The sequence below is a fragment of the Streptomyces sp. NPDC093018 genome (genome assembly GCF_040684035.1).
Classification (GTDB): Bacteria; Actinomycetota; Actinomycetes; order Streptomycetales; family Streptomycetaceae; genus Streptomyces; species Streptomyces murinus.
In genome coordinates this window covers 65,174-91,848 of sequence record NZ_JBFBFF010000019.1, presented here as the reverse complement: position 1 = coordinate 91,848, position 26,675 = coordinate 65,174, and the positions used below count along the sequence as shown (strand labels likewise).

At 72.4% G+C, this 26,675-nt stretch carries 17 protein-coding genes; 13 read left to right on the top strand and 4 right to left on the bottom strand.

Annotation, left to right across the window (positions count from 1 at the left end; translation table 11 throughout):
* Positions 1 to 28 precede the first annotated feature (28 nt).
* Together AB0N90_RS31725 and AB0N90_RS31720 are read left to right on the top strand one after the other, a co-directional pair.
* Positions 29 to 688, top strand: coding sequence for a histidine phosphatase family protein (locus tag AB0N90_RS31725; RefSeq protein ID WP_365202432.1), 660 nt, complete (start codon positions 29 to 31; stop codon positions 686 to 688).
* A 12-nt stretch (positions 689 to 700) separates the two neighbouring features.
* Positions 701 to 1,606, top strand: coding sequence for an ADP-ribosylglycohydrolase family protein (locus tag AB0N90_RS31720; protein WP_365202430.1), 906 nt, complete (start codon positions 701 to 703; stop codon positions 1,604 to 1,606).
* Between the two features lie 169 nt (positions 1,607 to 1,775).
* Here AB0N90_RS31720 and AB0N90_RS31715 read toward each other — a convergent pair whose 3' ends face one another.
* Positions 1,776 to 5,885, bottom strand: coding sequence for an acyltransferase domain-containing protein (locus AB0N90_RS31715; protein ID WP_365202429.1), 4,110 nt, complete (start codon positions 5,883 to 5,885; stop codon positions 1,776 to 1,778).
* 309 nt (positions 5,886 to 6,194) lie between these two features.
* Between AB0N90_RS31715 and AB0N90_RS31710 the strand changes: the two genes are divergently transcribed.
* From AB0N90_RS31710 to AB0N90_RS31695, 4 genes are all read left to right on the top strand, one after another.
* Positions 6,195 to 6,761 carry a TetR family transcriptional regulator gene (locus AB0N90_RS31710; RefSeq protein WP_365202427.1) on the top strand — a complete coding sequence of 189 codons (567 nt, stop codon included), beginning with the start codon at positions 6,195 to 6,197 and terminating at the stop codon, positions 6,759 to 6,761.
* 187 nt (positions 6,762 to 6,948) lie between these two features.
* Positions 6,949 to 8,295, top strand: a complete 1,347-nt coding sequence (locus AB0N90_RS31705) for an MFS transporter (protein ID WP_365202426.1) — start codon at positions 6,949 to 6,951, stop codon at positions 8,293 to 8,295.
* 341 nt (positions 8,296 to 8,636) lie between these two features.
* On the top strand, positions 8,637 to 9,338 hold the full coding sequence (locus AB0N90_RS31700) for a ribonuclease HII (RefSeq protein ID WP_256641381.1): 702 nt from the start codon (positions 8,637 to 8,639) through the stop codon (positions 9,336 to 9,338).
* A 69-nt stretch (positions 9,339 to 9,407) separates the two neighbouring features.
* Complete coding sequence (locus AB0N90_RS31695; RefSeq protein WP_361677717.1) at positions 9,408 to 10,031, top strand: hypothetical protein; 624 nt, start codon at positions 9,408 to 9,410, stop codon at positions 10,029 to 10,031.
* A gap of 362 nt (positions 10,032 to 10,393) precedes the next feature.
* Here the strand turns inward: AB0N90_RS31695 and AB0N90_RS31690 are convergent, their stop codons facing one another.
* Positions 10,394 to 11,008 (bottom strand): hypothetical protein, encoded by a 615-nt coding sequence (locus tag AB0N90_RS31690; protein WP_085566913.1) that lies wholly within the window; start codon positions 11,006 to 11,008, stop codon positions 10,394 to 10,396.
* A 1,276-nt stretch (positions 11,009 to 12,284) separates the two neighbouring features.
* Positions 12,285 to 14,465, bottom strand: coding sequence for a RecQ family ATP-dependent DNA helicase (locus AB0N90_RS31685; protein WP_365202422.1), 2,181 nt, complete (start codon positions 14,463 to 14,465; stop codon positions 12,285 to 12,287).
* A 133-nt stretch (positions 14,466 to 14,598) separates the two neighbouring features.
* Between AB0N90_RS31685 and AB0N90_RS31680 the strand changes: the two genes are divergently transcribed.
* The 6 genes from AB0N90_RS31680 to AB0N90_RS31655 all read left to right on the top strand — a co-directional run bounded on the left by AB0N90_RS31680 (position 14,599) and on the right by AB0N90_RS31655 (position 23,274).
* Positions 14,599 to 16,020 carry a DUF4192 domain-containing protein gene (locus tag AB0N90_RS31680; protein ID WP_365202420.1) on the top strand — a complete coding sequence of 474 codons (1,422 nt, stop codon included), beginning with the start codon at positions 14,599 to 14,601 and terminating at the stop codon, positions 16,018 to 16,020.
* A 108-nt stretch (positions 16,021 to 16,128) separates the two neighbouring features.
* Positions 16,129 to 16,887 carry an NUDIX hydrolase gene (locus AB0N90_RS31675; RefSeq protein WP_361677726.1) on the top strand — a complete coding sequence of 253 codons (759 nt, stop codon included), beginning with the start codon at positions 16,129 to 16,131 and terminating at the stop codon, positions 16,885 to 16,887.
* A 148-nt stretch (positions 16,888 to 17,035) separates the two neighbouring features.
* Positions 17,036 to 19,219, top strand: a complete 2,184-nt coding sequence (locus AB0N90_RS31670) for an ABC transporter ATP-binding protein (RefSeq protein ID WP_365202418.1) — start codon at positions 17,036 to 17,038, stop codon at positions 19,217 to 19,219.
* Between the two features lie 166 nt (positions 19,220 to 19,385).
* Entirely contained in the window at positions 19,386 to 20,273 is an 888-nt protein-coding gene (locus AB0N90_RS31665) for a FadR/GntR family transcriptional regulator (RefSeq protein WP_361677732.1), read from the top strand.
* Between the two features lie 408 nt (positions 20,274 to 20,681).
* A complete protein-coding gene (locus AB0N90_RS31660; RefSeq protein WP_037654354.1) occupies positions 20,682 to 22,217 on the top strand; it encodes an RNA polymerase sigma factor in 1,536 nt (511 codons plus the stop codon).
* 160 nt (positions 22,218 to 22,377) lie between these two features.
* A complete protein-coding gene (locus tag AB0N90_RS31655) occupies positions 22,378 to 23,274 on the top strand; it encodes a serine protease (protein WP_365202415.1) in 897 nt (298 codons plus the stop codon).
* A 108-nt stretch (positions 23,275 to 23,382) separates the two neighbouring features.
* Here the strand turns inward: AB0N90_RS31655 and AB0N90_RS31650 are convergent, their stop codons facing one another.
* Positions 23,383 to 23,613 (bottom strand): hypothetical protein, encoded by a 231-nt coding sequence (locus AB0N90_RS31650; protein WP_037654102.1) that lies wholly within the window; start codon positions 23,611 to 23,613, stop codon positions 23,383 to 23,385.
* 439 nt (positions 23,614 to 24,052) lie between these two features.
* Here AB0N90_RS31650 and AB0N90_RS31645 point away from each other — a divergent pair, with 439 nt between their 5' ends.
* Positions 24,053 to 26,176 carry a DNA topoisomerase IV subunit B gene (locus AB0N90_RS31645; RefSeq protein ID WP_361677742.1) on the top strand — a complete coding sequence of 708 codons (2,124 nt, stop codon included), beginning with the start codon at positions 24,053 to 24,055 and terminating at the stop codon, positions 26,174 to 26,176.
* Positions 26,177 to 26,675: the final 499 nt, after the last annotated feature.

Here is a 26,675-nt window from a genome sequence, read left to right as displayed (position 1 = left end):
TCACCGCCCCTCGCTCTAGGGTTTCGGCATGGCACGACCACGGCGCATCGTCCTTGTCCGGCACGGCGAGTCGACGGGCAACACCGACGACTCCGTGTACGAGCGCGAACCGGACCACGCCCTGGCGCTGACCGACCTCGGCCGGCGGCAGGCCGAGGAGACCGGCGAACGGCTCCGGGAGCTGTTCGGCCCCGAACGCGTGAGCGTGTACGTCTCCCCGTACCGCCGCACCCACGAGACCCTCAGCGCCTTCGGGCTCGACCCCGGCCTCATACGCGTCCGCGAGGAGCCCCGGCTGCGCGAGCAGGACTGGGGCAACTGGCAGGACCGCGATGACGTACGCCTGCAGAAGGCCTACCGCGACGCCTACGGCCACTTCTTCTTCCGCTTCCCGCAGGGCGAGTCCGGCGCCGACGTCTACGACCGGGTCGGCGGCTTCCTGGAGAGCCTCTTCCGCAGCTTCGAGGCACCCGACCACCCGCCCAATGTGCTCCTGGTGACCCATGGCCTCGCGATGCGGCTGTTCTGCATGCGCTGGTTCCACTGGACGGTCGCCGAATTCGAATCCCTGTCCAATCCGGACAACGCCGAGATGCGGATGCTCGTACTGGGCGAGGACGGCCGCTACACACTCGACCGGCCCTTCGAACGCTGGCGTGAACCGGTGCCGGACTGGGCCACCGGATAGAATGGGGGAGCGATGACCGCACACTTCTCCACCCACGGACGCCATGAGCGCGCCCTGGCGAGCCTGCGCGGACTGGCCGTCGGGGACGCCCTGGGCGCCCAGTTCTTCGTCCCGGCCCATCACCCCCTGCTCAAGCGGCGCGAGCTGCCGCCCGGCCCCTGGCCGTGGACGGACGACACCGAGATGGCCGCTTCCGTGCTCGCCGTGCTCGCCGCGCACCAGCGCATCGACCAGGACGCCCTCGCCCGCTCCTTCGCCGACCACCACGACCCGGACCGGGGCTACGGCCCCACCGCGAGCCGGCTGCTGAGTCTCGTCCGGCAGGGCGAGGACTGGCGGGGGCCCGCCGCCGCCCTCTTCCACGGGCGGGGCTCCTGGGGCAGCGGCGCGGCGATGCGGACCGCACCCCTGGGCGCCTGGTACGCGGACGACCCGGAGCAGGCCACCCATCAGGCCGAGATCTCGGCCTACCCCACGCATCAGCACCGGGAGGCGGTGGTCGGCGCCATGGCGGTGGCGGCGGCCGCGGCCCTGGCCGGTTCGCCGGACGGCCCGCCCACCGCCGAGGCACTCCTCGACGGCGTGATCGCGCTCGTCCCGAAGAGCGCGGTCGGCCAGGGCCTGCGCCGCGCCCGCGACATGCTCGACTACGGCGACGCCGGCACCGTCGCCGCAGTGCTGGGCTGCGGCCGCCGCAGGACCGCCCATGACACCGTGCCCTTCGCCCTGTGGTCCGCCGCGCGCGGCCTCGGTGACTTCGAGACGGCGTTCTGGACGACGGCCCGGGTGGGCGGCGACGTCGACACCACCTGCGCGATCGTGGGCGGCGTCCTCGCCGCGGGCAAGGCCGGGGCGCCGCCCGCCGAGTGGGCGCGACGGGCGGAGGCACTGCCCGACTGGGTGACACGGACGGCCTGACGGGCTGAAGTGGTCTTCAGGCAGCGGTAGTTGGAGAGAGGGCGAGAGCGGCTCGTAGGCGCGGGGGCGGCTTCGGCGTCGCGGACAAGTCGCGGGGCCGACACGCCAGTTCGGCGCGACGGCCCCGTAACCCCTGCCCTGCGGAACGGAATCGACCCGCAGGCCCGGATCACACCGGCTCGGCCGCCACCCTCAGATCCCGGACGATCCGCTCCAGACTCTCCCCGCCCAGCAGCCGACCCGCGGTGATGTCCACCCCGCATCCGGTCTTCAACTGCTTGCGCAACTGCACGGCCATGAGCGAGTCGAGCCCGAGATCCCGCAGCGACCGGCGCGGGTCCAGATCCGCCCTGGCGACGCCGAGCACCTCGGAGGCGGCGGCGATCACCAGGTCGGCGGGGCCGGTGGGCGCGGGCTCTGTGTCCGCGGCGGCCCTCGGTGCCGTGCCGGTGCTCGCCGGGGGTGCGGTACGACGCTCCGCCCGGACCGGCGCGGATCCCGCTACCGGGTGCTCGTCGGGCCGGGGCCCCCACCCGGTCATCGGCGGCCGGATCAGGGCGGCGAACCGGGACAGCAGCGGTCGCGCGGGACCCGGCAGGGCGGCGTCGAGCAGGGACAGCCCGAGCAGGGGCAGCCGGACCGGCAGCGCGTGGACCAGCGAGGACGCCGCCGGACGGTCCGGTCGGTCCGGACGGGCCGGGTGCTCCGGGCGCTCCGAATGCTCCAGGTGTCCCGAACGCCGTGGATGCCCAGGGCGGCGTGGGTGTCCAGTGCGGCGCAGGGTGATCCCGCGGAACTCCGCCAGCACCCGCCCGTCCCCGTCGAGCACCAGCACCTCACCGCGCGCCTCGCCCGCGCCGGGCCCGGGGGTGACGGCGGCCAGGCTCCAGAAGTCGTCCGGCAGCTCGCCGTAGAGCTGGACGCTCTCGAAGCCGGTCGGCACGAAGCCGCGGTCCTGCTCACCGGTCCTGCGCGCCTCGGGCCAGGCCGCCAGCAGCGGCAGCAGCGCCGTCTCCCACAGGCCCGGCGCCGGTTTGGCCGGCCGGATCCGCGCCACCGCCGCACCGCGCCGACGCCACAGCTGCTCCACGGCGCCGGACGCCTCGCTGAGCTCCAGCCCATATCCGTCCGCGAGTCGGCGGAACCCGGCGGCGGACAGGTACCCGTGGCAACGGGCCAGGGCGCGGTCCAGCTCGCCCGGCGCCCGGCGGCCCTCGCTGCCGTCCACCGGGCACAGCCGCGCCGAGGAGCAGAAGATCCCTTCGGCGCCGTCCGGCTGTTCCAGCTCCACGACCGCCCGCCAGCCGTCACCGGACCGTTCCAGGGCGACGGCGAGTGCGGCCGCCTCGGGATCGGGGAGCGGGACCGGGGCGGGGGCGAGCCGTACGTCCCGTACCTCGAACATCGTCCCGGGGGCGTGGCGCGCGGCCGCGTCGAGTACGGCGGCGATCTGCACGGCGGGCGGCAGGACCGTCGTCCCGGCCACGCTCAGCTGTTCCGCCCACGCGGCGATGCCCCACGGGCCCAGCTCCACCCGGCCGACCAGGGTGCTCGGTGCCGGGCGCGCGGTGGCCGGGGCCCGGCGGAACTCGGTGCGCTCCCACGGGTAAGGGGGGAGCGGTACCGGTCGCACCGGGTGGCCGTACCACCGCGACCAGTCGATCGGGCCGCCCGCCGCGAAGAACCGGCCCGCCGCGCGCAGGAGTTCGGCCGCCTCGTCGGTGTCGCGGCGCAGCGAGGGTACGGCGGTGCCGGGCGCCCCGTCGTCCGCGAGGGTGTCGGCGACCGAGGTGGTGAGCACCGGGTGGGGGCTGATCTCCAGGAAGACGCTCTCCAACCCGTCCGGCGCGGCGGCGAGTTGTCGTACGGCCGACTGGAACCGCACGGGTTCGCAGAGGTTGTCCGCCCAGTACCCGGCATCCAGTTCGGGCCCCGTCACCGGGGCGCGGCGGACGGTGGAGAACAGCGCGGTGTCGGCGGACCGGGGCGACAACTCGGCGAGAGCGGCGGCCAGTTCGGAGTGCAGCGGGCGCATCTGCGGTGAGTGCGAGGCCACATCGACGTCCACCGGGCGGCACAGCACCCCGTCCGCCTCCAGCCGGGCCGAGAGGTCCGCGAGGGCTTCCGGATCGCCCGCGAGCACGGTGCAGGTGGGGGAGTTCTCGGCGGCCACGCACACCGACGGGATCCGGGCGACGGCCGCACGGGCGCGGTCGGCGGACAACTCCACGACGAGCATCGCGCCGCCGCCCGCCACCCGGCGCATCAGCCGGCTGCGGCGGCAGATCACCGTCGCCGCGTCCCGCAGCGACAGCGCGCCGCTGACACAGGCCGCCGCCACCTCGCCCATGCTGTGCCCGACGCACACCTCCGGTTCCACACCGAGGTCCCGCCAGGCCGCCGCCAGGGCCACCTGCACCGCCCACAGGGTGGGCTGGACGATCTCCACCCCGCCGGGGAAGCGATCGGCGTCCCGGGCCAGCAACTCCGCCACGGACCAGCCGAGTTCCTCGCGCACGGCCCGGTCGCAGGCAAGCAGCGTCGTACGGAAGGCGTCGTTCGTGGCGAGCAGACCGCGGCCCATGCCGAGCCACTGCGAGCCCTGCCCGGAGAAGACGAACACGCGGCGGCGCGGACCGGTGAACCCCGCCTCGCCGAACCCGCCGTCGGGCGTCCGCTCGCCAGCCGCCAACGCCCTCAAAACGGAGGCGAGTTCGTCGTGCGAGGCGCCGATGGCCCACAGCCGGTGCGGACCCGCGTCGCGACGCGTCGCCGCGGTCGCGCAGATGTCGCCGAGCGACTGACCGCGGCCCGCGCCGTCCGGTCCGAGGTGGTCCGCGTACGACGCCGCCAGACGGCGCAGGGCCGCGGCCGAACGGGCGGAGAGGACCAGGAGGCGGGGACCTTCGGACATCGACATCGACATCGACATCGACACCGGCACCGGCACCGGCACCGGCGGCTCGGCCGCTTCCCGTTCGTCGATGAACTCCCCTACGACGACATGGGCGTTGGTGCCGGACAGGCCGAAGGAGCTGACGCCCAGCAGCCCCTGTGGACCGGCCTTGGCCAGCGGGGTGTTCCCGGTGACGACGGAGACGGGCGGCCGTTCACCGGTGAGCAGCGGGTGCGGGTCGGACAGGTGCAGGGAGGCGGGGATGACGCCGTGGCGGGCGATCAGCACCGTCTTGATCAGTCCCGCGATACCGGCGGCGGCCTCGGCGTGCCCGATGTTGGTCTTCACGGAGCCGCAGCGCAACGGCCGTTCGCCGCCGGTCGCCTCGGCCAGCGCCCGCAGCTCCACGGTGTCGCCGGTCGGCGTGCCGGTGCCGTGCGCCTCGACGTAGTCCAACTGGGCCGGTTCGATGCCCGCGCTGCGGCACGCGTCGCGCAGCATCTGGGCCTGGCCGGACACCGCGGGCTTCAGCAACAGCCCGCTGCCCTGACCGTCGTTGGTGACCGCGCTGCCGAGCAGCAGGGCGAGCACCGGATCGCCGTCGCGCAGCGCGTCCGGCAGCGGTTTGAGGACGACCGCGCCGACGCCCTCACTGCGTACGAACCCGTCGGCCGAGGCGTCACCGAACCGGCACCGCCCGTCCGGCGAGAGCATGCCGCCCTGCGAGTAGGCGATGGAGTCCTGCGGGGACACGATGATGTTGACGCCCGCCGCGATCGCCAGAGCGCTCTCGCCGGTCAGCAGGCTCTGCCGGGCGGTGTGCACCGCCACCAGGGAGGAGGAGCACGCGGTGTCCAGCACCAGGCTCGGTCCGCGCAGGTCGAGCGCGTAGGAGACACGGCCCGCGGTGACCGCGCGCAGGCGCCCGCCCACCGTGTCGCGGACGCCGGGGCCCTCCTCGGGGCGGCCGGATTCGCCGTACTCGGCGGTCGCCTGGCCCACGAACACGCCGGTACGGGAACCGGCCAGACCGGACGGCGCGATCCCCGCCGACTCCAGTGCCTCCCATACGACGTGCAGCAGGATCCGCTGCTGGGGGTCCATGCTCCGGGCCTCGACCGGCGAGATCCCGAAGAACGCCGCGTCGAAGGAGAAGGCGTCATCGAGGAAACCGCCGTCCCGGGAGACGGTCTTGCCGGGGGCGGGGAGCCGCCCGGCGTAATGGTCGTCGATGTCGAATCGGTCCTCGGGGATCCGGGACACGGCCTGGGAGTTGGCCATCAGGAGATCCCAGAATTCCCCGATGCTGTTGGCGCGAGGAAAGCGGCACCCCATGCCGACGACGGCTATGGGGACGCCACCTGCGCACGGGAAGTGCTCCACGTACGTTCACCTTCGATCAGAGCCGATGAGAACAGAACACGACCGCCTCGCCGAGCGGGAACGGGCAGGAACAGAGCCCTGGGCAAGGCCCGGGGGAGGGCAGGGCAGGGTGGCGGGGGCGAGGCGGGTTTGAGGTGCGTGGTGCGAGTGCGATGCAAAATTACACCGCGAACCAAGATTGACCCGGAGGGTCATGACGGCGTCTCATCGGGCGTCTTGGCATGCGAGATCGGGTTGCCGGTCGTACGTTGCGCTGCCGCGCGCCGCACCGCCTTGCGTTCTGTACCTACTAGTATGTACGGTCGGAGCGTGAACCCGACGAAGGACCACCTCGTCGAGGCCGCCGCAGAACTGCTGTGGGAGCGCGGCTACGCGGCGACCAGCCCGGCGATGATCCAGAAGCGCTCCCGCGCCGGCCAGGGGAGCATGTACCACCACTTCTCCGGCAAGGCCGACCTCGCCGCCACCGCCATCCGGCACTCCGCGGAGCAGCTGCGCCGCGCCACGGAGGCGGCGCTCGGCGGCGGCACGACGGCGCTGGAACGCCTCGGCTCCTTCCTCGACATGGAACGCGCCCCGCTCGCCGGCTGCCGCGTCGGCCGGCTCGTCCAGGACCCCGATGTCGTCGCCGACGACCGACTCCGCGCTCCGGTCGCGGAGTTCTTCACCTGGCTGCACCAGCGCATCGCCGATGTGCTCGCCGAGGGCGTGCGCGACGGTGAACTGCGCGCGGACACCGATGCCGCGGCCATGGCCTCGCTCGTCGTCGCCGTGGTCGAGGGCGGGTACGTGCTCGCGCGCGCTCAGCGGGACGAGGCGGCGTTCCGTCGGGCCGCCGAGGCGGCGAAGGGTGTCTTGGCCGGGATCGAGGTCTGAAACGGGTCCGGGTCCAGTCCGCACCCCCGCCTGTCATCGCTCCGCACCGCGACCGAAAGAAGGCCGTGCCATGACCACCGCCCCCGACGCACCGACGAACGCGACCCGGCGGCCGACAGCCCCGCCCCCACCTCCGACAGCAGCCCCATCCTTACCGTCGGCCCCGTCGGCCCCCTCGGTCGCTCCGGTGTGCCACTCCGCTCTCGCCCTCGCCGCCGTCTGCCTGGGCTTCTTCATGATCCTGCTGGACGGCAGCGCGCTGAACGTCGCCCTGCCCGCCATCGAACGCGACGTCCACGGCTCAATGGCCGGCCTCCAGTGGGTCGTCACCGTCTACACCATCCCGCTGGCCGCCCTCCTGCTCACGACGGGCAGCATCAGCGACCGCTGGGGAGCGCGCCGGCTGTTCGTCCTCTCGCTCGCCGGGTTCACCGCCGCGTCCCTGCTGTGCGCGCTCAGCCCGAATCTGACCGTCCTGGTGGTGGGCCGCTTCCTCCAGGGCATCGCGGCCGGTGGCCTGCTCCCCACCACGCTGGCCATCATCGCCCGCACCTACCCCGACCCGCTGGAGCGTGCCAAGGCCATCACCGTCTGGGGTGCCACCGGGGGAGTCGCCCTCGTCGCCGGTCCGCTCGGCGGCGGCGCCCTGACCGAACTGCTCGGCTGGCGCTCGATCTTCCTCATCAACGTGCCCGTCGGCCTGGTCACCCTCCACCTCGCCCGGCGCCACGCCCGTGAGACCCCCCGCCGCGAGTCCCGCGCCGCCGACCTGCCCGGCCAGCTGACCGGAATCGTCGCCCTCTCCGCGAGCGTCGCCTACCTGATCGAAGGCGGCTCGCTGGGCTGGGCCGCCCCCGTACCGCTCCTGCTGCTTGCGGTCTCGGCGATCACCGCCGTCGCGTTCGTCGCGGTCGAGGCCCGTTCCCCGCACCCGATGCTCCCGCTCGCCGTCTTCCGCCGCTCCGCCTTCTCCGCCTCGGTCGCCAACGGCTTCGCGTTCCAGTTCGGCGGCTACGGGCTCCAGTTCATGCTCGCCATCTACCTCCAGCAGCGGTGGGGCCTCGGCGCGGAGCGGACCGGCGTGTACTTCCTGCCCTTCTCCGTCGCCTGGGTGTTCGGCACGATCGTCCTCAATCGGCGTTTCCTGCATCGCGGGCCCCGATTCCTGCTGTGGACCGGCGCGCTGTCCTCCTTCGTGGGCAGCGCCCTGCTCCTCGGCGTCACCGACCGGGGCACCTGGCCGCTGTTCGTCGTCGGCACCGGCCTGACCGGCCTCGGCTGCGGTGTGTTCGCCCCGAGCCTGAACGCGGCCGCACTGCTGGCCATCGACCCGGCCTACGCCGGCCTCGGCTCCGGCGTTCTCAACACCGCCCGCCAGGTGGGCATGGCGATGGGCGTGGCCCTGCTCGGCTCCCTGATCGGCATGCGCGACACCCTGCTCGGCCTGCGCCTGGGCGTCGTCCTGGTGGCGGCCTGCTTCTTCGCCGTCATCGCCCTCAGCGTGCGGTACGTCCCGCGCAGCGAGACCGCGTGAGCCCGCCCTGCTCCGGCCCGCCTCGCGGATCGTAGAGTGTGATTTGCGATTGCGATCCACGGTGAGGTGTGCGGGTGGGTGCGGGTGAGGTCGGGATGGGCGACGGGACCTTTCCTCTGAGGCAAGCTCGGTGTGGCAAAATAGACTTGAGTCCTGGGTGTGGCCGGTGCTCCCTCCTCCTCGCCCCGCCGAAGGTCGCCGGATGATCGCGTCCATCAATATGCGCAAGCAAATCTGGCGATTCGGATTCCGCTACGACCCCCCGTCCGCCGGTGCTTCCGCCGCTCTCCGGCCGACCGGGGTGTCGCCCACCGCCCGCGGCGGCGTAATCTAAGGGCGCCATGCCGTACGAACCTCCCACTCACACTGTCGAGCGCTCCCTGCGCGCCACGACCGGAGCGAAGGTCATCGCCGGTGTCGACGAGGTGGGACGCGGCGCCTGGGCCGGGCCCGTCACCGTCTGCGCGGCGATCACCGGACTGCGTCGACCTCCAGCGGGCCTTACCGACTCCAAGCTGCTGACCATCAAGCGACGCACCGCGCTGGACGAGATCCTGCGAGCGTGGGTGACGGCCTACGCGCTGGGGCATGCTTCCCCCGAGGAGATCGACGGCATGGGGATGACGGCCGCGCTGCGGCTCGCCGCGGTCCGCGCCCTGGACGCACTGCCGGTCCGCCCCGACGCCGTGATCCTCGACGGGAAACACGACTATCTCGGTGCCCCGTGGCAGGTGCGTACGGTGATCAAGGGCGATCGCTCGTGCGTCGCCGTCGCGGCGGCCTCGGTGATCGCCAAGGTTCAGCGCGACAAAATGATGGCCGAACTGGCTGTCGACCATGCAGACTTCGGGTTTGCGGACAACGCCGGGTATCCGTCACCCGTGCACAAGGCCGCACTGGAAGAGCGGGGCCCCACCCCGCACCACCGTTTGTCGTGGGCGTATCTTGATGCGCTGCCCCAGTGGCGGCATCTCAAGAAGGCCCGCAACTGGGCGGACGGAAGCGTTCCGGAGATCGAGGGTCAGCTCGGCTTCGACTTCTGACGGTTCCGATCGCACTGATGTGCCACCCCGTTCATCAGCGCCACTTCAACGTTTGATAAAAATCAGCTCATGCCTCTCATTCCCGAGGAGCCTCAGATTCACGAGAGTGCCCAGGGTCCCCGCGTCACGCCGGCCAGCGGCCGCACCGCGCCGACCCCTCGCCCCGTACCCGGCCCCCGTCCCGCGGCGCCGTCCCGCCCCGGTCGTCCCGGCCCTCAGCGGCCTGTGCCGCCGGTGCAGCGCACGCCGCGTGACGTGGCTCCGGCCAAGCCCGGTCCCTCCGGTCCGGCTGTCCCCGCCGCGGCCGCGGGCCCGCAGATCCAGCTGATCCCGGCCTCGGCCGAGGGTGCGATCGACGCCGCCGAGGAGGCCGTCGACCTGCTGCTGGACTCGGGCCGCGCCCCCGGCGACGTGCTGGTGATCACCACGGGTGCCCAGCACCCGTGGGCCGACCACGAGTTGTCGTTCGGCGAAACCGCCTACTGGGCGCAGCACGACGCGGGTGACGACGTCTTCTACACGGACGCCGCCATCGCCTCCCGCGCCGGTTCCCGCCCGGTGGTCGTCGTGGCCGTCAACGGGGGCGCCGCCTCCGCCGACGTCCTCTCGCTGGCCCACGCTCGTGCCGGAGCCCTGCTGATCGTCTGCGGCGACCCGCAGCAGATCAACTCGGTCCTCGGCACCGGCGTCTGAACCACGCGCCGGGCTCCCGGAGTCGGCAACCGCCCGAGGGGGCACCGCAGGGTGCGCCCTTCGGCATGCCGGCCGGTCGTGTGCCTCCCTCAGCGCCTTGACGGGCCTGGGGACATCCCTGTGGGGGAGGCACCTGGCAGGCCCCGGGACGCCTTGCGGCGGAGTACGGCCGGTCGTCCGACCGGCCGGCCGGGCCTCACGGTCGCCTGGGTCGATCGTGGTGCCGGGTGGTCCGTGGAGCTTGAGCAGGGCATGTCGAGCAGGGCCTGTCCATGCCCGCCTATGCCTGAGCTTGCCGCTTGGCCCGGTCCGCCGGACCTGCCGTCGGCTCCGTACCGGGGCACTTGGCCCCGCGTCGTCCCTCAGCGGGCGGCCGCGCGGCGCAGTACCTCCGAGACCGGTCCGCCGGTGCGCGGTACGGGCGGCGGGGCATCCGCCGTGGCGAACGGCTCCGGCGCCGAGTGCGCATGGGGACGGCGGCCACCGCGCCCCTCGCCCAGCACCTGCCAGCCGTCGTGGGTCAACGTGATGTACGCCCCGCACCGCAGCCCGTGCAGCGTGCAGGCGTCGCGCAGGCCCCACATCCAGGCACCGTCCTCCTCGGTCCAACGCGCGTCGCCCTCACGGCAGTAGAGCAGGACGGCGGTGCGCACCGGGGTACGGCGGCGCAGGTCGTGCGGTATGACCCGGCGCAGCTGGGACAGCAGGGCGTTGCGGAACATCCAGCCGTCCGCCGGGGCGGCCCGGCGGGTGAACGAGGCGCTGGCACACAGCCGTTCGTCCGGATCGAGGACGGCCACGACCGCCGTGGACGGCCGCGGATGATGCCGGGCGTGCAGTCCGCTGACGACCTCACGGGGGTTGCGCAGCAGCGGGATCCCCGCGGCGGCCCACTCCGCCGGCTCCAGCACACGGCTGGCGGAAGCGGCGGACGTCGACAACGAGGCCGCCGGGGACGAGGCGAATCCGAAGGTCACGTTCCTCCCTTCGGCTACGCGCCCACACAGCGGGCAAGGTGGGATTCGGGGGACCGCGCACCGCAGCGAAGCCCAACCGGATCACGGACCGACCGTGCGGGGAGCGGATCTCAATTCTTCCTGTCGAACTGGAATGCGGCAACGAGCAATTGGGGCCGCCGCCGGGTATCGGGTGGTGCGTGGCTTATATCCCTACCCAAGCCTCAGCCGGATGACGCATAGAGCGCCCACGCGTCTCCCAACCGTCTACCCCGAACACGCCTCGCCCGTCGGACCGACATCACCCGGCCTCCGGGCCGACATCACCCGGCCTCCGGACCGACATCACCCGGCCTCCGGGCCGACATCACCCGGCCTCCGGGCCGACATCACCCGACCTCCGGACCGCCACGGGCCGAGCTGCGCGGCGACACCGCCCGGCCTTCGGCTCGACACCAGCTGAACTTCGGGTCGGCACGGGCCGAGCAGTAGGCCGACAGCGCGTGGACTCCGGGCCGACATCACCCGACCTCCGGACCGCCACGGGCCGAGCTGCGCGGCGACACCGCCCGGCCTTCGGTTCGACATCAGCTGAACTTCGGGTCGGCACGGGCCGAGCAGTAGGCCGTCAGCGCGTGGACTCCGGGCCGACATCGGCCGAGCTTCAGGTCGACACCGGCTGAGCTGCGGGCCGACACCGGCTGAGTTTGGGTTCGACACCGCCCGGCCCCCGGGCCGACACGGGCTGAGCTGCGGGTCGACACCGCCCGGCGTTCGGGTCGACACCGGCCAAGCTGGGGGCCAGCCGCCCGGATCTGCCAGGTCAGCCGCCCCGACCTTCTGGGCCAGCCGCCTTCGGCTTTCCGAGCCAGCCGCCTCCGGCCTTCCGAGCTGGCCGCCCCGGAACTTCGGGGTTGGTCCCCCTCGACCTGCCAGGCGATCGCCCTCGTCCTTCCGGGGCCGAACTTCCCCTGACCGCCAGGCCGAACTCCCTCGACCTTCCGAGCCGGCCGCCCTCGACCTTCCGGGCCGGTGCCCCTCTTCCGGGCGGCGCATCCCCTGGCCTCCGGGCCGAACACCCGGCGCTACCGAGCCGGTCACCTCCCCTCCCGGGCGGCGCACCCTCTGACCACCGGGCCGAACGCTCCCGACTACCCGACACCAGCTGCCCCGACCTTCCGAGCCGGTCACCCCCTTCAGAGCCGCGCACCCCTGACCCCCGAGCCGCTCACCCCTCCCCCCGAGTCGAACACCCGGCGCTACCGAGCCGAAGCCGCGCGCCGCGCCCCCACCCCCGTCACCCCTGCACCGCGAGGACGAGCGGCAGTACCCCCTTCGCACCGGCCCGGCGGAGCAGACGCGCCGCGACCGCGAGGGTCCAGCCGGTCTCCGTGAAATCGTCGACCAGCAGCACCGGACCGTTCGCCTCGGCCAGTGCCGTCGCGAGGGCGGGCGGCACGGCCAACGCGCCGTCGAGCGCCTTGAGCCGCTGCGCGCTGTTGCTGCGCGACACCCGGGGCGCGTCCTCGTCGTACGTCACGGACCCCAGCAGCGGCAGCCGCCCGGTCTCCGCGATCCGCGCGCCCAGGGAGTGGACGAGCTGCGGCCGGGTGCGTGAGGCGACGGTGACCACCCCGACCGGCCTCGCCTGGGCGCTCTCGGCCCCGGGCGCCCAGCCACCGGGTCCCTTGGCCCAGTCGGCCAGCACCTCGATCACGGCGCGGGCCACGTCGTCCGGCACGGGCCCGTCCGGTGTCCGCGGCGCGAGCAGCGGACGGAGCCGATTGCCCCAGCCGATGTCCGAGAGCCGCCCCAGCGCCCGCCCCGCCCCCGCCTGCTCACCGGCCGGAATACGTCCCTTGAGGCCGATCCCGATGGCCCCGAGCCCGGTCGGCCACATCCGCCGTGGCTCCACCTCCACCCCGGCGCGGCCCAGATCACTGCGTGCCGCGTCGAGCGCCGCCGAGGAGGCGTCGGCCGTGAAGCGCGGCCCCGCGCAGTTGTCGCAGCGGCCGCACGGCTTGGCCCCCTCGTCGTCCAGCTGCCGTTGCAGGAACTCCATCCGGCACTCGGTGGTGCTCGCGTAAGCGCGCATCGCCTGCTGCTCGGCCGCCCGCTGCCGCGCCACCCACGCGTACCGCTCGGCGTCGTACGACCACGGCTGCCCGGTCGCGAGCCAGCCGCCCTTGACCCGGCGCACCGCCCCGTCCACGTCGAGGACCTTGAGCATGGTCTCCAGCCGGGAGCGGCGCAGCTCGACCAGTGGCTCCAGCGCGGGCAGGGACAGGGGCTTGTCCGCGCCGGCGAGGACGTCCAGGGTGCGCCGCACCAGTTCCTCGGAGGGGAAGGCGAGCGAGGCGAAGTACTCCCAGATCGCCTCGTCCTCCCGGCCCGGCAGCAGCAGTACCTCCGCGTGCTCCACCCCGCGCCCTGCGCGGCCCACCTGCTGGTAGTAGGCGATGGGGGAGGAGGGCGAGCCGAGATGGACCACGAAGCCGAGGTCGGGTTTGTCGAAGCCCATGCCGAGCGCGGAGGTGGCGACCAGCGCCTTGACCCGGTTGGCCAGCAGATCCTCCTCCGCCTGCTGCCGGTCGGCGTTCTCCGTCCGGCCCGTGTACGAGGCGACGGTGTGGCCCCGCTGCCGCAGGAACGCGGTGACCTCCTCGGCGGCGGCGACCGTGAGGGTGTAGATGATGCCGGAGCCCGGCAGATCGTCGAGATGGTCGGCGAGCCAGGCCATCCGGTGCGCCGCGTCCGGGAGCCGCAGCACCCCGAGGCTCAGGCTCTCCCGGTCCAGCGGGCCGCGCAGCACCAGCGCGTCGGAGCCGCCGCCGGTGCCCAGTTGCTCGGCGACGTCGGCGGTCACCCGGGCGTTGGCCGTCGCGGTCGTGGCCAGCACGGGGACGCCGGGCGGGAGGTCGGCGAGCATGGTGCGCAGCCGCCGGTAGTCGGGGCGGAAGTCGTGGCCCCAGTCGGAGATGCAGTGCGCCTCGTCCACGACCAGCAGTCCGGTCGCCGCGGACAGCTTGGGCAGGACCTGGTCGCGGAAGTCGGGGTTGTTGAGCCGCTCGGGCGAGACGAGCAGGACATCGACCTCGCCGGCGGCGATCGCGGCCTGCACGTCCTCCCACTCCTCGGTGTTCGAGGAATTGATGGTCCGGGCGTGGATACCGGCGCGGGCCGCCGCCTCCACCTGGTTGCGCATGAGCGCGAGCAGCGGCGAGACGATCACGGTCGGTCCGCTGCCCCGGGCCCGCAGCAGCGAGGTCGCCACGAAGTACACCGCGGACTTGCCCCATCCCGTGCGCTGCACGACCAGCGCCCGGCGCCGGTCGGCGACCAGCGCCTCGATCGCCCGCCACTGGTCCTCGCGCAGCCGGGCGGCGCCCGTGGTGTCCCCGACGAGCCGGGCGAGGACGGCATCCGCCCCTGCCCGGAGATCCGCGTTGCTCGTGTGCTCGTGCTCCATGCGTTCCATACAACAGGACGGGACCGACGAACGGGCGGGCCGGCCGCGGATCTGTGGACAACCCTCGATGGCTTGTCGTGTCCCTGATTCGACTTATCCACAGGCCCGAGCGGGTTCGAGGGATTCGCGAGATCGTCGGCGCATGACGAATCACAGCGAAACCACCGCGCAGGTCACCCTGCGTACCCCGGCCGAACTGGCCGACGCTCTGCCCTATCTGCTGGGCTACCGGCCGGAGGACAGCATGGTCCTGGTCGCCCTGCACGACAGCGGGGGCAAGGGCAGGTTCGGCGGCCGGGCCCGGCTCGGCATCCCCGCGCACGAAGAGGACTGGGAAGAGGCCGCTCGGCAGCTGGCCCGGGGCCTGGTGGCCAGCAGCGAGCGGCGGGGCGCCAAACCCGAACAGCTGGTGGCCTACGTCTGCCAGGAACCCGCCCCGGGCGAACGCGGCCGGGACGTCAAACGCCGTCTCGCCCGCCTCGCCCATCTGCTGCGCATCCAGTGCGGCGACCTCGACGTGCCGGTCATCGAGGCACTCTGCATCTCCGACGGCCGCTACTGGTCGTACTGCTGCCCCGCCGAGGACTGCTGCCCCGAGGACGGTACGCCGATGGGCCTGCCCGGCACCTCGGTCCTCGCCGCCGCGGCCACCTACGCGGGCATCCAAGTCCGGGGCACCCTCAAGGAGTTGCGCGCCCGCCTCCAGCCCTGGGAGGCCGCCGCGGCACGGGAACAGGAGGCCGCGCTCGACGCGGGCGGGCTGGCTCTGGTGCCCCGCATCCTCGACGAGGCGGGCCGCGCGGAGGTGTCCGAGGAGACCATCGTCCTCGCCGAGCGCGCCATCCACCGCCTCGCCGCGGCGACCCCGGTCGCGGGCGCCCTCCCGGCCGACCTGCGCGACGACGGCCTGATCGGACACGACGAGGCGGCACGCCTGATCCTCGGCCTCCAGGACCGCAACACCCGCGACCGCGCCGCCGCCTGGATGGAGGGCGACGAAGCGGCCCCCGCGCTCCGGCTCTGGCGCGCCCTCGCCCGCCGCTGCGTCGGGCCGTACGCCGAGCACGCCGCCCCTCCGCTGACCCTGGCCGGCTGGGTCGCCTGGTCCACGGGCGACGAACTCGAAGCCCGGGAGGCCCTGGCCATGGCGCTGGGCGCCGACCCGGACTACCTCTTCGCCCGCCTCCTGCACCAGGCGTGCAACGAGGGACTGGACGTGGAGTCGATCCGCCGGTGCCTGCGGGCGGGACGGCCGGGGGGAGCGCCGGGCGCGGAACCTTCGGCAGACGCACCGGGGACGACCGAACCCACGGGACGCACGGACAACATGGCGGGCCCGACACCCGCGGGCGAACCGGATCCGGCCGCGCGCATGCGCCGCCGTCGCCGGTTGCGATCCGCTCTCGCCGCTGCCGGGGACGGCCCCCGCGCCGCCCGCGTGCCCGGCCAACGGCGCCGTCCGGCGAGCCCCCCTCCGGCCGCCGGCCGGGCTCCGCGCGCGAGCAACCGGCACCCGGCGGGCACCCGCCTGCCCACCAAGAGGACGGGGGAGACCACGACCTGAACCCGACGGGGGCCTGTCTCGCCTCCCATAACACGACGAAGCGGAAGCACCGGCGGTGCCGCCGGCGAAGGGCGTGTTTATCGTCAGGCAGACGACTATGATCGCGGCATGCCCTACGACCCGTCAGCCTTTCCGCCTTTCGCCGTCACCGTGGACCTGGTCGTGCTGACCGTTCGCCGCCATGCGCTGTGCGCATTGGCGGTCCGCCGGGGCGAGTCACCCTTCCAGGGTCGGTGGGCGCTGCCCGGCGGCTTCGTACGGGCCGACGAGGACCTGAACCAGGCGGCGGCGCGCGAACTGGCCGAGGAGACCGGGCTGCACGCGCACGACCCCTCGACCCCCGCCCAGGACAACGGAGCACACCTGGAGCAACTCGCCACCTACGGCGACCCCGACCGGGACCCGCGGATGCGCGTGGTCAGCGTCGCGCACCTCGCGCTCGCCCCCGACCTGCCCGCACCCCGCGCGGGCGGCGACGCCAGCAACGCGCGCTGGGCCCCGGTCGAGGAACTGCTCCAGCAGGGCGGTCACGGCCGCGACGGCGAGCCCGTCGCACCGCTGGCCTTCGATCACGCCCAGATCCTCGCCGACGGTGTGGAACGGGCCCGCTCCAAGATCGAGTACTCCTCGCTGGCCACCGCGTTCTGTCCGCCCGAGTTCACCGTCGGCGAGCTGCGCCGGGTGTACGAGGCGGTGTGGGGGGTGGCCCTCGACCCGCGCAACTTCCACCGCAAGGTCACCGGAACCCCCGGGTTCCTCGTCCCGACGGGAGGCACGACCACCCGCCAGGGCGGCCGCCCGGCCCAGCTCTTCAGGGCCGGTGGTGCCACGCTGCTCAACCCGCCGATGCTGCGCCCCGAGGTCTGACCGGCGCGCCGCTGAGCCCGTCGCGAGCCCAGGGGCAGGGTCTTCGTTGCATCGAACGGTGGACAGGGACCGGCGCAGGGGCGTGGCATGCATCGCCAAACCGCCCCATACACCAAAAAACCGGACATCGCACGCTATCTTGCTGCAGGTGATCCAAGCCTTCGGACTGACCAGCACCTCCCGCAAGGCGCGGCCGCCCGCCGTCGACGACGTCTCCTTCGAAGCGCGCGCCGGCCGGATCACCGTGCTCCTGGGAGCCGCCGGTGCGGGCAAGACCACGGCCCTGAGGCTGATGCTCGCCCTGCGGCCCGGTCGCGGCATCACGTACTTCAGGGGACGGCCGCTGTACCGGATCGCCCATCCGGCACGCGAGGTCGGCGTGCTGCTCGGCGACGTACCGGGGCATCCGGCCCGCTCGGTCCGCGGACATCTGCGCATGCTGTGCGCGGCGTCCGGCGTCCCGGGGTGCCGCGCCGACGAGGTCCTCGAAGCCGTCGGCCTCGTCAGTTTCCGTGAGGAACGGCTCGGCACACTCTCACGCGGCATGGACCGCCGGCTCGGCCTGGCCTGCGCCCTGCTGCCCGACCCGCACACGCTCGTCCTGGACGACCCCACCCGCGGTCTCTCCCCCGGCGAGGCGCAGTGGCTGCACGGCATGCTGCGCGCCCACGCCGACCAGGGCGGCACCGTACTGACGACCACGGGCGACCCGAGGGAGGCCGCGCGCATCGCCGACCGGGTCGTCACGCTCGACGCGGGCAGGCTCGTCGCCGACCAGGCGGCCGGGGAGTTCGCCCGCACCCGGCTGCGCCCGCGCGTGGCCGTGCGCAGCCCGTACGCCGGGCGCCTCGCGGCCGCGCTCACCAAGGAGGCCCGCACCGGCCGCCGTTCCGTCGAGGTCGTGCGCGAGGGCGGCAACCGCCTCTCCGTGTACGGCACCACGACCTCGGTCATCGGCGAGACGGCCTTCCGGCACGGCATCCTCGTCCATCAACTCGCCGACGAGATCGGCGACATGGGGCCCGGTTCCGCCGCGGACGGCGCGCTGCCCGAGCGCACGCCGACCGCGGGCGGCCCGGCGGGCGGTCGTACGCCACCGGAGCGCGAGAAGACCGTGTTCGGTTTCTCCGCATCGGATCCGCCCACCATGACGCGCACGGAGTCCACCGCCTCGGCCCACACCCCGCAGAAGCCGCCTCGGTCCGGCTCCTCGGCAGCCCCGGCGCTCTCGACCGCCTCGGCCCCGGCCGAACCCGCCGAGGCCCCGCACCGGGCCGAGGCACGTGCGGCCGTCGACGCCGAGACCACCGCCCGCCGCCCCGGAAGGCCGGAAACCGGCCTGACCCGCCTCACCCACGCCCGCATCGTCCCGACCCGCATCGCCACCACCCGCATCGCCACGACCCGCATCTCCGCCCTCCGCACCCTCCTGCCCGGAGCCAGGAGACCGTTCGCCCGGCAGTCGTGGACGGTGGACCCCGAGACGCGGACCGGCGGGAACGACGACCGCGCTCACTCCTTCGATACGGACTCACCCCTCCCGCCCCCCATCTCCGTCCGCCCCGCCCCCACCCCGCTGCGGCCCCTGCGGTACGAGATCCGGCGAGCGGCAGGCGTCGGCACCGGGTTCCTGATCTGCGGCGCGGTGCTCGTGCTGTCCGTGCTGACCGCCGTGGCGCTGGCCGGAATCGGCCACACCCCGCAGGCACGGCTGTTCGCGGCCTGGCCCCGGGAACTGCCGCTGCCGCCCGTCGCGCTCGCCGCCGGGCTGCTCGGAGCCCTGGCCTTCGGGGACGAGTTCCGCCACCCCGCCCTCGCCGCGGACCGCGGCACCGTGCCCCGCCGACTCGGGCTGCTGACCGCGAAACTCCTCGTCTCCGGCGCCACCGCGGCGCTGCTCGCCTTCCTCGTCGCCGGCTGCGACGCCGAGGCGCTCTATCTCGTCTACGGCAGGGAACTGACCCAGGTTCCCGACGACTGGCTCTCGCTGAGCGCGAGTTGGATCGCACTCGTCATCGGGTGCGCCTGGGCCGGTGTGCTCGCGGCCGGCGTCTTCCGGTCCACCTCGGGCGGGCTCGCCGCCGTCCTCGCCGTACCCGTGGCCGTCGTACCCCTCATGCACACGGCGTTCCGGGGCCCGGCCGAGCGCACGATGGCCGATCTTCCGCTGCGGATGCGGGAGGTGTTCCTGCTGCAGTGGCCGTTCGGAGGGGACCGGTACCTGATCGCGGTGGCGCGGCTGCTCGTCCAACCCGTAGGCGGCGCAATGGTGTTGTCCCTGGCGGCACTGCTGTGCGCGTATCTGTTCACAACCCTGCGCGCCAGGGCCTGATGACCGGGGTGCTTACGGTTCTGATGCCGCTTGTGCTCACAACTCCCCGTGGGCAGCTCGTTTCTTTCCGATAAGGCGTCAATTGCGACGGGGTGAGCGATCACCCTTTCGTGTGCTTTTCACCAAAGACCTCAAGGGAGTTGGAAGCGACGCCGACAAAGGATCCGTGAGTACCCTTGCGCACACCATGATGACCGCCGCCCGTTCCACCGACTCCGGTCTGGTCGGTCCGGGCGAACTCGACCGCTACTCCTACGGCGACGCCCCGGTGGGCGATCGCGTCGGAACGCCCGCCTGGGACGGAGGCGAATCCGAGCTGGGCCGGGTCGGCCGGCGGCCCGCGGGCAACCGCGGCCGCGGGCTGCACGGCCAACTCGTCCAGCAGCTGGGTCAGATGATCGTCTCGGGCGACCTGGGCGCGGACCGCCCGCTGGTGCCCGAGGAGATCGGCCAGCGCTTCGAGGTCTCCCGCACCGTCGTCCGCGAGTCCCTCCGCGTCCTGGAGGCCAAGGGCCTGGTCAGCGCCCGGCCGAACGTGGGCACGCGAGTGCGTCCGGTCAGCGACTGGAACCTCCTCGACCCGGACATCATCGAGTGGCGGGCCTTCGGCCCCCAGCGCGACGACCAGCGTCGCGAGCTCAGCGAGCTGCGCTGGACCATCGAGCCGCTCGCCGCCCGTCTCGCCGCCGGACACGGCCGCGAGGAGGTGCAGCAGCGCCTGTCCGACATGGTCGAGATCATGAGCCACGCCATGGCGCAGGGCGACGCGCTCACCTACTCGCGCGCCGACACCGAGTTCCACGGACTGCTCATCCAGCTCGCGGGCAACCGCATGCTGGAGCATCTCTCCGGCATCGTCGGCGCCGCCCTCCAGGTCTCCGGCGGCCCGGTCACGGCCTGTGATCGGCCGAACGACGCGTCCCTGTCCCAGCACGCGCGGATCGTCGACGCCCTCGGCACCGGCGACGGCGGCGCGGCGGAGGCCGCCATGCGCCAGCTGCTCACGGCGCACCCCGAGGTGGAGCGGGTGGTCCCCGCCCCGCGCGAGCACTGACCCGCCCCACGGGCGGTGCGGTCGCCGGTGTGCGGCGTCCCCGCGGTTCCCATGGCGCGTCGGCCCGGGTGCTGGCCGTCGTACCCGCCATCGCCGGACCCCGCCGGATCCCTTCAGGAGCCCGGCGGGGTCCGGCGATGCGGCGGGCGATATCTTTTGCCCATGTCTGACCGTCTTTGTTCGCTTACGGGGTGTGACTCGGGCCACGCAGAATGGGCGTAACACTCATGGGAACAGCGCGATGACCTAAGAGGTGACAGCCGCGAAGGGAATACGGACGCCAGACATGGCGCTGTGCATCTTCCCGGCCCGCGCCCGCGCCGTCGGCCCATCCCCAGGCCGGTGGTCGGTTCCCGTCCGCAGTGGACGGTGCCGGAAGCCGTTTTCCAACGTTCCGAGAGGTTGTTCGTGTCGGCCAGCACATCCCGTACGCTCCCGCCGGAGATCGCCGAGTCCGTCTCTGTCATGGCGCTCATTGAGCGGGGAAAGGCTGAGGGGCAGATCGCCGGCGACGATGTGCGTCGGGCCTTCGAAGCTGACCAGATTCCGGCCACTCAGTGGAAGAACGTACTGCGCAGCCTCAACCAGATTCTTGAGGAAGAGGGTGTGACGCTGATGGTCAGTGCAGCAGAGCCCAAGCGCACCCGAAAGAGCGTCGCAGCGAAGAGCCCGGCCAAGCGCACCGCCACCAAGACGGTCGCGGCGAAGACGGTGACCACCAGGAAGGCCACCGCCACCACGGCCGCCCCCGAGGCGTCCGCCACCCCGGCCGATCCCGCCGATGAGGCCTCGCCCGCCAAGAAGGCCGCGGCCAAGAAGACGACCGCCAAGAAGGCGGTTGCCAAGAAGACCACCGCCAAGAAGACGGCGGCCAAGAAGACCTCGGGCAAGAAGGACGACGCCGAGATCCTCGAGGACGAGGTCCTTGAGGACACCAAGGTCGGCGACGAGCCCGAGGGCACCGAGAACGCGGGCTTCGTCCTGTCCGACGAGGACGAGGACGACGCGCCCGCGCAGCAGGTCGCCGCGGCCGGCGCCACCGCCGACCCGGTCAAGGACTACCTGAAGCAGATCGGCAAGGTCCCCCTGCTCAACGCCGAGCAGGAGGTCGAGCTCGCCAAGCGCATCGAGGCCGGCCTGTTCGCCGAGGACAAGCTCGCGAACGCCGACAAGCTCGCCCCGAAGCTCAAGCGCGAGCTGGAGATCATCGCCGAGGACGGCCGCCGCGCCAAGAACCACCTGCTGGAGGCCAACCTCCGTCTGGTGGTCTCCCTGGCCAAGCGCTACACCGGCCGCGGCATGCTCTTCCTGGACCTCATCCAGGAGGGCAACCTCGGTCTGATCCGCGCCGTCGAGAAGTTCGACTACACCAAGGGCTACAAGTTCTCCACGTACGCCACCTGGTGGATCCGTCAGGCGATCACCCGCGCCATGGCCGACCAGGCCCGCACCATCCGTATCCCGGTGCACATGGTCGAGGTCATCAACAAGCTCGCCCGTGTGCAGCGCCAGATGCTCCAGGACCTGGGCCGCGAGCCCACCCCGGAGGAGCTGGCCAAGGAACTCGACATGACCCCGGAGAAGGTCATCGAGGTCCAGAAGTACGGCCGCGAGCCCATCTCCCTGCACACCCCCCTGGGTGAGGACGGCGACAGCGAGTTCGGTGACCTCATCGAGGACTCCGAGGCCGTCGTCCCCGCGGACGCCGTCAGCTTCACCCTCCTCCAGGAGCAGCTGCACTCGGTCCTGGACACCCTCTCCGAGCGCGAGGCCGGCGTCGTCTCCATGCGCTTCGGCCTCACCGACGGCCAGCCGAAGACCCTGGACGAGATCGGCAAGGTCTACGGCGTGACGCGCGAGCGCATCCGCCAGATCGAGTCCAAGACCATGTCGAAGCTGCGCCACCCGTCGCGCTCCCAGGTGCTGCGCGACTACCTCGACTAGTCCGCGATCCGGCCGGCTGGTCCGCGATTCGGCTGGCAGGGCCGGTCGTACGACACCGAAGGCCCGGTTCCCCTCGTGGGAGCCGGGCCTTCGTGCTGCGAGCGGAGACCATGTGGATCACTCTGGGTTTTCCAGTTCCCACCCTGAGTGAGGAGTCGACATGCGCCGTTTTCCCGGCCGTGCACTGATCCGGCCGCTCGTCCTCGCGGCCACCGTCACCGCCATACCCCTGATGAGCGCGTCCCCGGCGGCGCCCACGGCGGTCCGGAGTGTGGTCGTGGGGGGATTCCCCATCGATGTCTCGCAGGCCCCGTGGACGGTGGCGCTGTCCAGCCGTGACCGGTTCGGAGGCACCCGCGCGGGCCAGTTCTGCGGCGGCGTCGCGATCGCCCGCACCACGGTGCTCACGGCCGCCCACTGCATGAACGACGACGTCCTCGGGGCGCCGCCCGACCATGTGCGCGACCTCAAGGTCATCGCGGGCCGCACGGACCTGCTGTCCGACGAGGGGCAGGAGATCGCCGTACGGGACGTGCGGGTCAATCCGGGCTTCGACAGCGCGACGAACTCCGGCGACTTCGCCGTCGTCACGCTCGCCGAGCCGCTGCCGCAGAGCGCGGTCATCGCCATGGCGGGACCCGGCGACCCGGCCTACACGCCGGGCACCGAGGCCCTGGTCTCCGGCTGGGGTGACCTGACCGGCGGCGGCGCCTACGCGCACCGGCTCCATGCCGCGGATGTGCATGTGCTCGCCGACGACCGTTGCGGCCGCGCCTATCCGGGCGGCCCGGACGGCGTCTACCGGGCCACCAGCATGCTCTGCGCGGGAGAGGCCGCCGGGGGCCCGGACGCGTGCCAGGGGGACAGTGGCGGCCCGCTGGTGGCCGGCGGGCGGCTGATCGGGCTCGTGTCCTGGGGCAGCGGCTGCGGGCGGGCCGGGAGCCCCGGCGTCTACACCCGTGTCTCCGAGGTCGTACGCGCCCTCGGGACGGGCGGCGACGGCGGGGACGGGAAAGCGCCCACGAAAGCCCGCGAGAGGCCCCTCAGAAGCTCCTGAGGGCCTTGCGCGGGGGTGATGAGGGTATGAGCACGGGCGGTCGCTCCGAGAGGAGCGGCCGCCCGTGCATCGGCCTGTGCCGGTGCTGGCTCGTCGTCCGTAGGAGATTCAGTGCTCTTCTTCGGAAGCGGTGCTCGGCGCGGTCGTCAGCCGCTCCGTCTCGTCCTGTATCTCAGCGGCGATCTTCTTGAGTTCCGGCTCGAACTTGCGACCGTGGTGGGCGCAGAAGAGCAGCTCTCCGCCGCTGAGCAGGACGACGCGCAGGTATGCCTGGGCGCCGCAGCGGTCGCAGCGATCAGCGGCCGTCAGCGGGCTCGCGGGGGTCAGAACAGTAGTCACGTCGCCTCTTCTCTAGCTCGACGAGCTGTCGTACCAGGGTCAACATCCAACCAGCCCGAAAACGTTCCCGCTCGTGGCTTTTCCTGGAAAAAATCTTCCGGGGCGGCTGTCTGCTGCCGGTTGGCGGCGAATGTGCCGTAGTGCGTGTTGGGGATGCTTACGGGTTCGCGCTGTCTAGTATCTCGGTCCTCCCGGCTGGCTTGCCGGTTGTTCATGAGGACGTGCCCGGAGCCTAAATGGTTCATGCCTCCAAGGGAACGTGATATGCACTTCACCCCAACGAGGGATCGAACGTGTATACGAGTCTGGACTAGTCTGAGTAGCCGACGAGGGTGGCGTTACACCGGCTCTACCAGGCCTCGGTACCCTCTGACGGGCAACTGAAGCCTCCCCCTTACCCAGAAGGGGGCAACCTGAAATTCAGCGAGGAGCGAACCGCGTGACCGCCGATACGTCCGTGCCGTCCACAGCGCTGCTGGCAGGAGCAGACCGCGACGGCTCCAACTACACCGCGCGGCACCTGCTCGTCCTCGAGGGCCTGGAGGCGGTGCGCAAGCGTCCGGGCATGTACATCGGCTCGACCGACAGCCGCGGCCTGATGCACTGCCTGTGGGAGATCATCGACAACTCGGTGGACGAGGCCCTCGGTGGCTACTGCGACCACATCGAGGTGATCCTCCACGACGACGCGTCCGTGGAGGTGCGTGACAACGGCCGCGGCATCCCCGTGGACGTGGAGCCCAAGACCGGCCTGTCCGGCGTGGAGGTCGTCATGACCAAGCTCCACGCGGGCGGCAAGTTCGGAGGCGGCTCGTACGCCGCCTCCGGTGGTCTGCACGGCGTCGGCGCCTCCGTGGTCAACGCCCTCTCCGCCCGCCTCGACGTCGAGGTGGACCGCGACGGCAACACCCACGCCATCAGCTTCCGGCGCGGCGTGCCGGGTGCCTTCTCGGGCGCCGGGGCGGACGCGAAGTTCGAGGCCAAGAGCGGTCTGCGCAAGGCCAAGAAGATCCCCAAGGCCCGTACCGGCACGCGCGTGCGCTACTGGGCGGACCGGCAGATCTTCCTCAAGGACGCCAAGCTCTCCCTGGGCACGCTGCACCAGCGCGCCCGGCAGACCGCCTTCCTGGTGCCCGGCCTGACCATCGTCGTCCGCGACGAGTACGGCCTGGGCGAGGGCGGCAGCAAGGGCGAGGAGTCCTTCCGCTTCGACGGCGGCATCAGCGAGTTCTGCGAGTACCTGGCGGCTGACAAGCCGGTCTGCGACGTGCTCCGCTTCTCCGGCAAGGGCACCTTCAAGGAGACCGTCCCCGTCCTGGACGAGCACGGCCAGATGACCCCGACCGAGGTCGCCCGCGAACTGGGCGTCGACGTCGCGATGCGCTGGGGCACGGGGTACGACACGAACCTGCGCTCCTTCGTCAACATCATCGCCACCCCCAAGGGCGGCACGCACGTCTCCGGCTTCGAGCAGGCCCTCACCCAGACGATGAACGACGTGCTGCGCGCCAAGAAGATGCTGCGCGTGGCCGAGGACAACATCGTCAAGGACGACGCCCTGGAGGGCCTCACCGCCGTCGTCACCGTGCGCCTGGCCGAGCCGCAGTTCGAGGGCCAGACCAAGGAGGTCCTCGGCACCTCGGCGGCCCGTCGCATCGTGAACCAGGTGGTCACCAAGGAGCTGAAGGCGTTCCTGACCGCCACCAAGCGGGACGCCGCCGCCCAGGCCCGGGTCGTCATGGAGAAGGTGGTCGCCGCCGCCAGGACGCGTGTCGCGGCCCGCCAGCACAAGGACGCCCAGCGGCGCAAGACCGCTCTGGAGTCCTCGTCGCTGCCGGCCAAGCTCGCGGACTGCCGCAGTGACGACGTCGACCGCAGCGAGCTGTTCATCGTCGAGGGCGACTCGGCGCTCGGCACCGCCAAGCTGGCGCGGAACTCTGAGTTCCAGGCCCTGCTGCCGATCCGCGGCAAGATCCTCAATGTGCAACGCTCGTCGGTGACCGACATGCTCAAGAACGCCGAGTGCGGCGCGATCATCCAGGTCATAGGAGCGGGCTCGGGCCGCACCTTCGACATCGACCAGGCCCGCTACGGCAAGATCATCATGATGACCGACGCCGATGTGGACGGCTCGCACATCCGCTGCCTGCTGCTCACGCTGTTCCAGCGCTACATGCGGCCCATGGTCGAGGCCGGCCGTGTCTTCGCCGCGGTGCCGCCCTTGCACCGCATCGAGATCGTCCAGCCGAAGAAGGGCCAGGACAAGTACGTCTACACGTACTCGGACCGCGAGCTGCGCGACAAGCTCATGGAGTTCCAGACCAAGGGCGTCCGCTACAAGGACTCCATCCAGCGCTACAAGGGCCTCGGCGAGATGGACGCCGACCAGCTGGCGGAGACCACCATGGACCCCCGCCACCGCACCCTGCGCCGCATCAACCTCTCCGACCTCGAAGCCGCCGAACAGGTCTTCGACCTCCTGATGGGCAATGACGTGGCCCCTCGCAAGGAGTTCATCTCCGGCTCGGCGGCGACCTTGGACCGGTCACGGATCGACGCGTGACGCCTGTGGCCGGCCGGGGCGGGTGTCCCGGCCGGTGCGGGATCGACTGAAGCCGTTCGCGCGGGGCGGGAGGGGCGGGCGGGGTGGACCTGGCCCCCTTTCGGGCATCTCGACATACCGGGATCGGCCTGCCCCGCGCGGTTCGGGTGAGGCTGATCTGAGGGGCGTGGGCCGGGCAGGCTTGTCCTTGGGGCGGCTTGGCCGGCTCACGCGCCGTGACTCACGCGGTCCGTTCGCCGGCCCGCTCCGGTCGGATCACTGCGCTGCGGGGCAGCCCGGCGGGTTTGTACGACAACCCACCCGGCCCTTTCTGGCAACCTGCCCCGACGGCCAGGCTCAGCCGACCGGCGCCCCGGACCGGCCCACCGTGCTGATGGGCCGGTGTCCCGCTGATCGGCTCACTGTGCTGATGGGCCGGTGTCCCGCTGATCGGCTCACTGTGCTGATGGGCCGGTGTCCCGCTGATCGGCTCACTGTGCTGATGGGCCGGTGTCCCGCT